Below are 11,906 nucleotides of genomic sequence, written 5' to 3' on the forward strand. Positions count from 1 at the left end.
GGGCCCGGCGGGGTGGGGAGGGGAGCGGCGCGGTGGTGGTCACCCAGGGTGAGGGAGTGATGCCGTGGGGCGTCCGAAATGGCCGCTTCGTCGCGCTCGGGCGCAGAACGAAGCCCCCGATCACGGGGGAACAACCGGGGGCTTCGCGTCCGCGGGCGATCCCGAAAGACCGCACATTGAGAACGTAAGACCTGTACGGCCCCCAGGTCAAGCCGAGTTGGGGCACTTGGCGCGGGTCCGCCGAACCGGGACAGTCCAGGACTCCCCCCATGGTGACCGAGAGTGAGAAAAAGGGCCGATCATGCGATCGCAGCAGGCCCCTGGCGTATCTCGTACCCCACCGGCCCCCTCAGCACCAGGAGGTCCGCGAAGGGCCTGCTGGGGTCGGCCGCGAAATGTTCCCGCTCCGCGCGCATCCAGCCGTCCCAGAACGCGGCCTGGGCCGAACCGTCCCGGTCCCGGCCCCGCCGCCAGGCCGTCTCCCGGTCCAGCTCCATCCAGATCAGCCGGGCCAGGAACGGGCGCAGGGCCCGCCGGCCGGCCCCCACGCCCTCGATCAGCACCACCGGCGCGGGCGGGATCTCCCGCTCCTCGGCGAAGCGCCGGGCCACCCAGTCGTAGCGGGCGTAGCGGGCGGGGCGCCCGTGGGCGAGGGGCTCCAGCACCCGGGCCCGGAGGCGACCCGTCCAGGCGAACAGCTCGTCATGGGTGGCGATGTCGTCCAGATGGAGTACGGGCGCACCGCCGAGCGCCGCCGCCAGCCGCCCGGCGAAGGTGCTCTTCCCCGAGCCGGCGTGGCCGTCCACGGCGATCAGACGGACCGGGCCGCAGGACGGCGGCAGGGCCCGCAGCTCCGCGGCGAGGCGGCGCACGAGGGCCGGCGCGGGGCCGGATGAGGTGGGGGAGTCCACTCGTGTCACCCTACGTTCCCCCTGTCCCGGGACTCGCCGCGGCGCCGACCCGTCGGAGCGACGCGCGCGCCGGACTCTGGCCGTGGAGCCGTCCGAGCGGCGATAGTGGGGCGACCGCCGTGCGCGCGCCGGCGGGCGACCGCCGCGCGCCGCGGGGCGCGTGGACCGGCCCCGACCCCACCCCACCTCAGCAGACGGGGGGAATCCCGCCATGACCAGACCCACCCCTCCCCGGCGCACCGTGCTGGCCGCCGCGCTCGCGGCGGCGGGCACGGCCGCGACCTCCTCGGCGCTCGCCGCCGCCGCCGAGCGGGAGCCGGCCGCCGCCCCCGGCTCCTCCTCCGAACCGGCCGCGCGGGTCGCCCCGGAGCCCGGCGCCGCGCCCCGCTCCAGCCTCCCGAAGGGCGTACCCGCGGTGGAGTACCACGCCTGGACCACGTATCCCGACTGGTGCCACGGCACCTCGATGGGCACCCATGTGGTGGGCGGCGCCCGGCCCGGTCTGGTCATCGGGCGGCCGGCGGGCCGCGTGGAGTACACCGACCCGCACACCGGCCGCACGGCCGTCTGGGAGTACGCCGGCTGGACCTCCCCGGTGCACCGCGGCGCGATCCCGGCGACCGAGGTCATCTGCTCGTGGAACGCCCACACCCCGCCCGGCACCTGGCTGCGGATCGAACTGCGCGGCACCTACGGCGACGGCACCGCCACCCCCTGGTACACCATGGGCCGCTGGGCCTCCGGCGACGCCGACATCCGGCGCACCTCCGTCGACGGCCAGAGCGACGGGAGGAGCAGCGTCTGGACCGACACCCTCGCCGTCGACGACGCGGCGAGCGGGCTGCGGATGACCGCCCATCAGATCCGGCTGACCCTCCACCGCGAGCCCGGCTGCGGCCGGACGCCCACCGTGTGGCGGGTGGGCGCGATGGCCTCCGACGTCCCGGACCGCTTCACCGTCCCGGCCTCGACGCCCGGCCTGCCCGGCGGGCACGAGCTGCCCGTGCCGCGCTACTCGCAGAACATCCACATCGGCCAGTACCCCGAGTACGACAACGGGGGCGAGGCCTGGTGCAGCCCCACCTCCTCGCAGATGATCATCGAGTACTGGGGGCGGCGCCCCAGCGCGGAGGACCTGGCCTGGGTGAACCCCGCCTACGCCGACCCCCAGGTCTGCCACGCCGCCCGCTTCACCTACGACTACCAGTACAAGGGCTGCGGCAACTGGCCGTTCAACGCCGCCTATGCCGCCACCTACCCCGATCTGCAGGGCATCGTCACCCGCCTCGGCTCCCTGGGCGACCTGGAGCGCCTCGTCCAGGCCGGCATCCCCGTGATCACCTCGCAGTCCTTCCGCAAGGAGGAGCTCGACGGCGCGGGCTACGGCACGGCGGGCCATCTGATGACCGTCATCGGCTTCACCCCCGACGGCGACGTCATCGCCAACGACCCCGCCGCCCCGGACAACCCCTCCGTCCGCCGCGTCTACCGCCGCCGCCAGTGGGAGAACATCTGGCTGCGCACCAAGCGCCACGACGCGGCCGGCCAGGTCAAGAGCGGCACGGGCGGGGTCTGCTACCTCTACTTCCCGGCCGACCCCTCTCCCCGCCAGCGCCGGGCGCTGCGCAGCCTCGGCATCCGCTGACCGGGGTCGACCGGCCGGGGGCCACCCGACCCGGGCCCACGTCGGCCCGGGGGAGCGGGGTCAGGCCGCCGCCGTCGCGCCGGCGAGGAAGGCGCGGAGCTCGGCCACGGCCGCGCGGCCGTGGCGGTTGGCGCCGATCGTGCTCGCCGACGGGCCGTAGCCCACCAGGTGCACCCGGGGGTCCCGCACGACCCGGGTGCCCGCCAGGCGGATGCCGCCGCCCGGCTCGCGCAGCCGCAGCGGGGCCAGGTGGTCGAGGGCGGCCCGGAAGCCGGTCGCCCACAGCAGGGTGTCGGCCTCGACCACCCGGCCGTCCGCCCACTCGGCCCCCTCCGGCGTGATCCGCCGGAACATCGGCAGCCGGTCGAGCACCCCGGACTCCCGGCCCCGGCGCACCGCCTCCGTCATCGGCAGCCCCGTCACGGAGACCACGCTCCGCGGCGGCAGCCCGGCCCGTACCCGCTCCTCGACCAGGGCGACGGCCGCCCGCCCGCGCTCCTCGTCGAAGGGCCCCTCCCGGAAGGCCGGCTCGCGCCGGGTCACCCAGGTGGTCTCGGCCGCGACCTCGGCGATCTCCAGCAGGTGCTGGACGGCGGAGGTGCCGGCGCCGATGACGATCACCCGGCGGCCGGCGAACGCCTCGGGCCCGGGGTAGTCGGCGGTGTGCAGCTGGCGGCCCCGGAAGGACTCCTGCCCCGGGTAGCGCGGCAGGAACGGCCGGTCCCAGGTGCCGGTGGCGTTGATCAGCGCCCGGGCGGCCCAGGTCCCGGCCGAGGTCTCCACCAGCAGCCGCCCGGCGCCGCCCTCCCGCACCGCCGCCACATGGACCGGCCGCCGGACCCGCAGGTCGAAGGCGCGCTCATAGGCGGCGAAGTACTCGCCGATCACCTCGGCCGAGGGGCGCTCGGCGTCTGCGCCGGTCAGCTCCATGCCGGGCAGCGCGTGCATGCCGTGCACCCGGCCGTAGGTGAGGGTCGGCCAGCGGAACTGCCAGGCGCCGCCCGGCCGGGGCGCGTGGTCGAGCACGACCATGTCCCGCTCCGGCTCGTATCCGGAGCGCCGCAGGTGGTAGGCGCCGGAGAGGCCGGCCTGGCCCGCCCCGATCACGGCGACCTCGATCTCCCGGGGCGAGACGGCCCCACCGATGTGGTTCACGGTTCCACCAACACCGGGGAGGGCGGCGCTCTTCCCGTAAGGGGGCTGTTCCCGGAAGGCTCGGGAAGGGGGCTGTTCCGGGAGAGGGCCGCCGCTGTTCCCGGGCCGGCCCCTCGGTGCCGGGCCCCTGCCGGCCCACGATGCCCTCGGCCCTCCGCCGGCCCGCCCGATGCGCGACGATGGGGGCATGTCCGATGCCTTCACCACCCGCACGATCCACATCAGGACCGGCTCGGCCGAGACGGTGTTCGATCTGACCGACCGCTGCGCGGAGTTCCTGCGCGAGGCGGCGGGCGGCCGCGACGGCCTGCTCAATGTCTTCGTGCCGCACGCCACCGCCGGCGTCGCGGTGATCGAGACCGGCTCCGGCAGCGACGACGACCTGCTGGCGGCGCTGCACTCGCTGCTGCCCGCCGACGACCGCTGGCAGCACCGGCACGGCAGCCCCGGCCACGGCCGGGACCATGTGCTGCCGGCGCTGGTCCCGCCGCACGCGACCCTGCCCGTCGTCGGCGGACGGCTGGAGCTGGGCACCTGGCAGTCGGTCTGCCTGGTCGACACGAACCGCGACAACCCGGACCGCCAGGTGCGGCTGAGTTTCCTGGGCTGAGCGCCCGTTCCGCTGCCGCCTACGGGTCCCGGCCGACCGCGGGCCGCCGGGACCCGTACGGGGCCGTGCCGGGGACCGTCAGTCCCGCTGCGCCTCGCGCGGCAGCGCGCGCCACTGCACCGCGGTGCGCTGCCCGTAGGCCCAGTCGAGCATCTTCTTGGCGTCCGGATACCGGTTGGCGTCGTTCAGCAGGACCCCCACGATCGTGCGGCCGCCCCGCTTGGCGGCGAACACCAGGCACGGCCCGGCGGCGCTGCCGGTCCCCGTCTTGATGCCGATGGCCCCGTTGTAGGAGCCCAGCAGCTTGTTGGTGTTGTACCAGGTGTAGGTGCGCCGGCCGTCGGGTGTCCGCTGCTTGGTGCTCGCGGACTTCACGACCGCGGCGAACGTGCGGTTGCCCATCGCGTGCCGGGCCAGCTTGGCCATGTCGCGGGGCGTGGTGCGGTTCCGGCCGCCCTGCGAGATGCCGTCGAAGGAGTCGTACGTGGTGTTCGTCATCCCCAGCGAGCGCGCCTTGGCGTTCATCCGGGAGATGAACGAAGCGGTGCGCGCCTTCGTCGTGGCGCCCGAGCCGACCGCGTCCGCCAGCGCGTACGCGGCGTCGCAGCCGGACGGCAGCATCAGCCCGTACAGGAGCTGACGCACCGTCAACCGGTCGCCGGCGCGCAGATCCGCCGTGCTCGCCTTCCGCCGGGCCACGTAATCCCGGTACTCCTTCTTCACGGTGACCTTGCGGTCGAGATTCACCCCGCGCGAGTCCAGCACCACGACCGCGGTCATCACCTTGGTCGTGCTGGCCATCTCCCGCCTGGTGTCCGCTCCCTTGCCCCACAGGGCGCGGTTGGCCCCGCTGTCGAGGAGGAAGGCCCCCTTGGCCGCGATGTCGCCCGGCCCGTTCGCGGCCCGCGCCGTACCGGCCGGCAGCCCCACCGCGATCACGGCTGTCGACGAGACCAGTGCCACTCCCCAGCGGCGCACCGATCTGCCCTCAATCGCCATGGACGCACACTCCGTTCCTTGAATTCGGATCAGGCGTGCGCATGATGTCACTCGGCCGGGCCGCCCCAGGGCCGCCGAACGGCCCCTCGACGGCCGCCCGGAGAGGGGTCGGAGGGCGCCCACGCGCCCGTGGGACACCGCCGACCGGCGGCGCCGTCGCCACCGCCCCGTGCGCCGTGCCCGCCCCGCGGCACCGCCTGGACGGCTGACCGCGCGGCCCACGCCGCTACCGCGTTCGGGTGACCCGCGCCGGCCGCAGGAACGGCCCGCGGTGAACAGGCGAACAGGCGAACAGAGGCGCTCAGCGGGCGCGGCGCGCCGCCTGCTCGCGCGCGCTCCGCTCGACGGAGCGGAGCAGCTCCGTCATGCGGTACGGCACCCGCTCCCGCAGCGCCATCTCGGTGCGCGTGCGCACGACCCCGGGCAGCCGGATCAGCCGCTGGATCACGTCCTCCAGATGCGCGTTGTCGCGGGCCACCACCCGGGTCAGCAGATCGCCGCCGCCGGTGATCGAGTACGCCTCGATGATCTCCGGCACCTCGGCGAGGGCGTCGCCCACCTCCTCCAGATGGCCCTGGGTCACCTCGATGTGCACGAACGCCAGCACGGGGTGGCCCAGCGCGGCGGCCGAGAGCCGCACCGCCGTGCCCGTGATGACCCCGTCCCGCTCCAGCCGGTCCAGCCGCGCCTGGAGCGTGCCCCGGGCGATGCCCAGCCGGCGCGCGTACTCCCGCACGCTGGTGCGCGGCTCCGCCAGCAGCAGCCGCAGGATCTTGGTGTCCAGCTCGTCCACGGCCATGGGCCAACGGCCTCCTCGCGGTCGGTGCGATCCCCGTCGCACTGTACCAATGGCCCAGTGAATTCGTGATCGCTTGAGCCAGTGTGGCGACGGATGCTTTCCTGTAGACCTTCATGGCGTTGCGTTGGGCTGCGTCGGACGGCGAGGAAGCCGCATCCGTACCCCCGCAGCGCCATTGCCATGTCCGCACGCCTCGGAAAGGAGCGGGTTCACCGCAGTGCCGCAGTCTTCGCCGCAGACCAGCGGGGGGCGCCTGAGCCGCCTCCGCCGTACCCTCGTCGCCCCCGACCCCGGCCGGCTGCGCCTGCGCACCTCCGCGCGCGCCGTGCTCGGCATCGGCCTCGCCGTGGCCGCCGTGGAGCTGGCGGGTCTGTCCCTGGCCGCGTCCATCACCGGCGGGCTCGCCGCGCTGCTCGCGCTCTTCACCGTCGGCGACCCCACCGTGCGCCGCCAGGCCGTCACCACCGCGCTGCTGCCGGTCGTCGGCTTCCCCGTGCTGGCGCTGGCCGCCGCCCTCCACGGGCTGCCCGCCGTGCGCGACGGCGCGTTCCTCGCCGTCGTGCTGGTCGGCGTCTACGCCAGGCGCTGGGGCCCGCGCGGCCACGCGCTCGGCATCTTCGCGTTCATGATGTTCTTCGCCACCCAGTTCCTCCAGGCCGTCCCCGGCCAGCTGCCGGAGCTGTACGCGGCCATCGCCACGGCGCTCGCGGTCTCCTCCGCCGTCCGCTTCGGCCTGTGGTGCTTCGAGCGGCGCACCCCGCCCACCGCGCTTCCCGTGCTGCCCGCCCAGCGGGCCCTGGCGCGGCCCACCACCCGCCAGGCCGTCCAGTGCACCCTGGCCTGCGCCCTCGCCCTCGCCGTCGGCCAGGCGGTCTCCCACGAGCGCTGGTACTGGGCCGTCGGCACCGCCTGGTGGATCTTCGTCAACACCGCCTCGCGGGGCGAGACCCTGGTGCGCGGCTTCCGGCGGGTGGTCGGCACCGTCAGCGGCATCGCCCTCGGGCTGCTCGTCGCCGTCCCGCTGCACGGCGCGCCCGCGCCCACCGCCGCGCTGGTCGCCGTCTGCGTCTTCGGGATCTTCTACACGGCCGGCCCGTCCTACAGCTGGATGATGTTCTTCGTGACGATCATGGCCGGGCTGCTGTACGGGCTCCTCGGCGTGCTCCACCCCGGCCTGCTCGCCCTGCGGCTGGAGCAGACCGCGGTCGGCGCGCTCGCCGCGGCCCTCGCCGTCGTCCTCGTCCTGCCCGTCACCACGCACGCCGCGACCGACGCCTGGATTCGGCGCGCCCTGCTCTGCGTACGGGAGTGCGCCGCCGAGGCCGCGCGCCGGCTGGCCGGCGACGAGAGCGCCGACCCCTCGCCCCGCGTCGCCGAGCTGGAGCTCCTCCTCGGCCGGGTCCGCGCCGCGCTCGCGCCCCTGGTCCACCCGCTCAGCCCGCTCGCGGCCCGCAAGGCGCGCGCCCGCGAGGTGCTCGCCCTGCTCGACGACTGCGCCCGGCAGGTCAGGGGCCTCGCCGAGGTGGCCGCCGACCCCGACGCGTCGCACGACGCCCGGCTCACGGCCGCGTGCCAGCGCGTGGAGGCCGCGGTGGCGAGCCTGGTGGCGCCCGGGGCGGAGGCCGGGGAGGCCCTCGCGGCCCTCGACGCCGCCCCGCACCACCACCCGGGCGCCGAGCGGGCCCTCGCCCATCTGCACGGCCTGGAGACGGCGCTCACCCGCCTCGCCGCCCCGCTCAAGAGCCACCCCCGGGCGCCGCTGGCCCTTCCCTGAGCGGAGCGGAGCCGCCGCGCCGGGGCGTACGGCGGGGCGTACGGGGCCGGGCGCGCGTGACCGTGGCCCGAGCGTGACCGGGGCGCGGGCCCCGGGCGGCGCGCCGTTCGGGCGGGGCGGAATACTGCCCCCGACGCGCGCGTCGGCGCGCGGGACGCGGAGGGGAGCCGGCGTGGGCGGCACGGAAGCACGGACGTACACCCGATCACGGGCGTACATCGGATCGTTCACCTCGGCCGGCGGCCACGGCATCGTCACCGCCGACGTCGACCCCCGAACCGGCGCCCTCACCGCGCGCCACCGCACGGACGCGGTCGCCGACCCCTCCTTCCTCGCGCTCTCGCCGGCGGGCGACGTGCTCTACGCCGTGAGCGAGACCGACCACGGCGCCGTCGCCGCCCTCGCCACCCACGCCGGCGCCGGAGACGGCGACGGCCCGCCCGTGCCGCTCGGGCCCGCGGTCCCCGTCGGCGGCGCCGCGCCCACCCACCTCGCCCTCGCCGGCGGACACGTCGTCACCGCCAACTACGGCTCCGGCAGCGTCTCCGCGCTGCCGCTGCGCCCCGACGGCGCCCCCGGGGCGCCCTCGGACGTGCTGCGCCACCGCGGCGCCGGGCCCGACCCCGAGCGGCAGGGCGCCCCGCACGCCCACGCCGTTCTGCCGGACCCCACCGGCGGCTTCCTGCTCAGCGCGGACCTCGGCACCGACTCCGTACGGGTGTGCGTCCTCGATCCCGCCACCGGGACGCTGCGCGTCCACCACGAGCTGCGGCTGCGCCCCGGCAGCGGCCCCCGGCACCTCGCGTTCCACCCGCGCGGCCATCTGCTCTACGTCGTCAACGAGCTCGACCCCACGCTCACCGTGTGCCGGTGGGACGCGGCCACGGGCCGCCTGACGGTGTCCGCGGAGGTCGCGGTGGTGCCCCCGGGGGAGGGGCGGGGGCCCGTCTTCCCCTCCGAGGTGGTGATCGCGCCGGACGGCCGCTTCGCCTGGACGGCCAACCGCGGCCCCGACACGCTCTCCGTCCTGGCCCTCTCGCCGGTCGACGGCCTCCCCGAGCCGGTCACGGCCGTGCCCTGCGGGGGCCGCTGGCCGCGGCATCTGACCCTGGGGCCGACGGGGGACCGGCTGTACGCCGCCAACGAGCGCTCCGGCGACGTCACCTGGTTCGACCTGGACCCGGCGACGGGCGTGCCCCGCCCGGCCGGCTCGCTTCCGGTGCCGGCCGCGTCCTGCGTCGTCTTCGGCCCGGGCCCCACCGCCGCGGTACGGGAGTCGGGCTCGTCCGGGCCCTAAGTCCTTTCGGTCGGCGTCGCGCCGGGCGCGTGCGGGCGACAACGCCCGAGGGGCGGTGGACCGTGTGGTCCACCGCCCCTCGGGGAGGTTCGTCAGCCGTCCGCCGCCCGGGCCGCCCGCGTCAGCGCATCGGGGCGGCCGTCTGCGGGGCGATGCCCAGCAGCGACGCGTAGAGGGAGAGCACCAGCTTGCCGATCGTGGGGTAGGCGCCGAGTTCCTCGGCGAAGGGGCAGCCCGCCTCGTCGGCCGCCGCCTTGAGCAGCCCCTCGGCGGCCTCGGGGCCGATCACGCAGGGGGCGAGGGCCAGCTGCGTCGAGCCCGCGGCCCGCAGCTGCGCCGCCGCCCGGGCCACGGAGCCCTCCACGTCCAGGGCCGCGGCCAGCACCGGCACGGCCAGCCGGGCGGCGAGCAGCATGCCCGTGATGCCGGCGGCCTGCGCCGCCTCCTCGCCGCCGACGGTGCCGAGGACGATGCCGTCGGCCGCCGTGGTCACGGTGAACAGCCGGGCGCGGTCGGCGCGGGCGAGGCCGGCCTCGGAGAGCCGGACGTGCACGGCCTCGGCGAGCAGGGGGTGCGGGCCGAGCACGTCGGTGAGCTCCGCGGCTATTCCGCTGTCCACCACCTCCCGGCGTATCCGCGCCATCAGCTCGGGGTGGGGGCTCGCGAGCAGCGGCACGACCACGGCCACGGGCCCGTCGGTGGCGGCCCCGGCCCAGGGGCCGCTCTCGGTGCTCCGGCCGCTCTCGACGCCCTCGGTGCCGTCGGCCGGGCCGGCGCCCTCCGCATCCGCCGCACGGGCGGCGGCGGCCTCGCGGGCGGCGGCCGCGCGCGCGGCGCGCTCGGCGGCGGTCCGCGCCAGCACCGAGCCGAGCGCCGGGAACTCGTCGCCGGCGCCGTCGAGGTACGCGATCCGCGCGTCCAGGCCCGGGAGCTCGGAGCGGGCGATGCTCAGCGTCTCCTCCGCCAGGCTCCGGACGGCCGGCCCCGGCGTGCCGGGCACGGCCAGGACCAGCGCGGGCGCCCCCTGGGGCGCCGCCGGCGGCTCCGGTCGGCGGTGGCGCCCCGGCTGGCGGGGACGCGGCATTCGTACGGGCAGGCCGGCTGCGGGACCTGTGGGGGTGCTCATGGCGCCGCATGTTAATGCCTGGAAGGGGGCGCCCGTTCGGGGAGGGGCCGGACCTGGGTGATCCGTCCCGTTTATCCAATAATCATGATCAACTGAAAGTGGTGGAGAGGGCGCGCAGGGTGGGCGCGCGAAGGTGCGCCCGCGCCGCGGGCCGCGCCGGTGCGGACCGGTGACGCGGCAGGTGGGAGGCGCTTTCCGGGCAGCGCTGCCCGGGCCGCGATTCCCCAGGCCGCGATGCGCCGGCGGTGCCCTGCGGGCGCCGTCGAGCGGTTGGTCCGGGGTGGTGCCGGGGCGCGCCCGGGGCAGGCGGTGGACTGGTCCGGCCCGAGCTTCCCCGGGGCTTTCCGCGTCCCGTCGGCGGGTGGCCGGGTCGGGGCGCCGTCGCGCGGGACCGGTCAGGTTCCGTCGGTGATCCACAGGAGTCGGCCGTCGACGGGCAGCCGCAGGGAGTCCGTGGCCAGCGCGGCGGCGATGCGGAGGGCGCCGTCGAGCGGCTGCCCCGGGGCGGTGACGGAGCGCGCCCCCGGCAGCCGCCGGGCCAGCTCCTCGCGCAGCGGGGCGAGCAGTGGCTCACCGATCCGGAAGAGGCCGCCCGTGAGGCCGATCGGCCAGCTGTCCGCGCGGGCGCCACCCCCGTCACCGCCGTCACCCCTCTCATCGCCTTCGCCGGTCCCGCCGTCTTCACCGGTGGGCGCGGGGCGGACGGCCTCCGCCGCCTCGGCCAGGTGGCGGGCCGCGGTGCGCAGGATGCCGGCCGCGACCGGGTCGTCCGCCGCGCACGCGGCCACCTCCGGGGCGAACGAGGCCAGGACGGCGGGCCGGTCGGCGCGGGGGTAGAGCCGGGCCGGCAGCTCCTCCGGCGGGCCGAGCACGGCCCTGAGCCGCGCCAGGAGCGGGGGTGAGCCGCCGGCCCGGCCGTCGTGGGCGCGCAGGGCGGCGTCCAGGCCCGCGCGCCCGATCCACGCGCCGCCGCCGCTGTCCCCGAGCAGATGGCCCCAGCCGTCGGCGCGGCGCCAGCCCGTGCCGGCCGCGTCCACCCCGAGCGCGACCACACCCGTGCCGGCCGCGACGACGACGCCCCGCCGGTGGCCGAGGGCCCCCGCGTACGCGGTCACCGCGTCCGTGGCCAGCGCCAGACGGGTGGCGCCGAGCTCGGCCCGGAGCACCGTGGGGAGCGTGGCCCGCAGGTCGTCGCCGAGCGTGGCCATGCCGGCCGCGCCCACGGCCACGGCCGCGACGGGCGGCTGCCCCACCTCGGCCAGGAGCGCCCGGGCGGCGGGCAACAGCCGCTCCAGCAGATGGTGGGCGTCGATGCCGCGCGCCCCCGTACGGGTGGCCTCGGGCGAGGTCAGGACGCGGCGGGGGAACTCCTCGACCGGTCGCCCCGGGTCGTACGCGGATGTCTGCGCCGGTGCCGGTGCCGGTGTCCGTGCCGGCGCGAGGGCGATCCGGAGGCCGGAGCCCCCGGAGTCCACGGCGAGTACGTGCGGAAGCGGGTGCGCGGGCGGATGTGCGGTCGGTGCCATGGCGGTGTCCTTCCCGCCTCTTCCCCCACGACGCCCCCACGACGCCCACCGCGCCGCCCCCACG

General features: G+C 76.8%; 10 protein-coding genes. 4 read left to right on the forward strand and 6 right to left on the reverse strand.

The window, feature by feature from the left end; translation table 11 throughout:
- Nucleotides 1-299: 299 nt before the first annotated feature.
- Entirely contained in the window at nucleotides 300-911 is a 612-nt protein-coding gene (locus ACSNOD_RS20990; protein ID WP_436768537.1) for a uridine kinase family protein, read from the reverse strand.
- Nucleotides 912-1,122: 211 nt separating this feature from the next.
- Here ACSNOD_RS20990 and ACSNOD_RS20995 point away from each other — a divergent pair, with 211 nt between their 5' ends.
- Nucleotides 1,123-2,556 carry a peptidase C39 family protein gene (locus ACSNOD_RS20995; RefSeq protein WP_436768538.1) on the forward strand — a complete coding sequence of 478 codons (1,434 nt, stop codon included), beginning with the start codon at nucleotides 1,123-1,125 and terminating at the stop codon, nucleotides 2,554-2,556.
- A gap of 60 nt (nucleotides 2,557-2,616) precedes the next feature.
- Here the strand turns inward: ACSNOD_RS20995 and ACSNOD_RS21000 are convergent, their stop codons facing one another.
- Entirely contained in the window at nucleotides 2,617-3,711 is a 1,095-nt protein-coding gene (locus ACSNOD_RS21000) for an NAD(P)-binding domain-containing protein (RefSeq protein ID WP_436768539.1), read from the reverse strand.
- A gap of 187 nt (nucleotides 3,712-3,898) precedes the next feature.
- On the opposite strand from ACSNOD_RS21000, the gene ACSNOD_RS21005 reads away from it, so the two are divergent.
- Nucleotides 3,899-4,321 carry a secondary thiamine-phosphate synthase enzyme YjbQ gene (locus ACSNOD_RS21005; RefSeq protein ID WP_436768540.1) on the forward strand — a complete coding sequence of 141 codons (423 nt, stop codon included), beginning with the start codon at nucleotides 3,899-3,901 and terminating at the stop codon, nucleotides 4,319-4,321.
- Between the two features lie 78 nt (nucleotides 4,322-4,399).
- Here the strand turns inward: ACSNOD_RS21005 and ACSNOD_RS21010 are convergent, their stop codons facing one another.
- Entirely contained in the window at nucleotides 4,400-5,320 is a 921-nt protein-coding gene (locus ACSNOD_RS21010; RefSeq protein WP_436768541.1) for a D-alanyl-D-alanine carboxypeptidase family protein, read from the reverse strand.
- 301 nt (nucleotides 5,321-5,621) lie between these two features.
- Nucleotides 5,622-6,119, reverse strand: coding sequence for an Lrp/AsnC family transcriptional regulator (locus ACSNOD_RS21015; protein WP_436768542.1), 498 nt, complete (start codon nucleotides 6,117-6,119; stop codon nucleotides 5,622-5,624).
- Between the two features lie 217 nt (nucleotides 6,120-6,336).
- Here ACSNOD_RS21015 and ACSNOD_RS21020 point away from each other — a divergent pair, with 217 nt between their 5' ends.
- Nucleotides 6,337-7,893 carry an FUSC family protein gene (locus ACSNOD_RS21020; RefSeq protein ID WP_436768543.1) on the forward strand — a complete coding sequence of 519 codons (1,557 nt, stop codon included), beginning with the start codon at nucleotides 6,337-6,339 and terminating at the stop codon, nucleotides 7,891-7,893.
- Between the two features lie 172 nt (nucleotides 7,894-8,065).
- A complete protein-coding gene (locus ACSNOD_RS21025) occupies nucleotides 8,066-9,190 on the forward strand; it encodes a lactonase family protein (protein ID WP_436768544.1) in 1,125 nt (374 codons plus the stop codon).
- A gap of 121 nt (nucleotides 9,191-9,311) precedes the next feature.
- Here ACSNOD_RS21025 and ACSNOD_RS21030 read toward each other — a convergent pair whose 3' ends face one another.
- Entirely contained in the window at nucleotides 9,312-10,316 is a 1,005-nt protein-coding gene (locus ACSNOD_RS21030; RefSeq protein WP_436768545.1) for a hypothetical protein, read from the reverse strand.
- Nucleotides 10,317-10,711: 395 nt separating this feature from the next.
- Nucleotides 10,712-11,842: an N-acetylglucosamine kinase gene (locus ACSNOD_RS21035; RefSeq protein WP_436768546.1), complete on the reverse strand. Its 1,131-nt coding sequence runs from the start codon at nucleotides 11,840-11,842 to the stop codon at nucleotides 10,712-10,714.
- Between the last annotated feature and the right edge of the window lie 64 nt (nucleotides 11,843-11,906).

The organism is Streptomyces sp. URMC 123 (assembly GCF_051386515.1).
GTDB lineage: Bacteria > Actinomycetota > Actinomycetes > Streptomycetales > Streptomycetaceae > Streptomyces.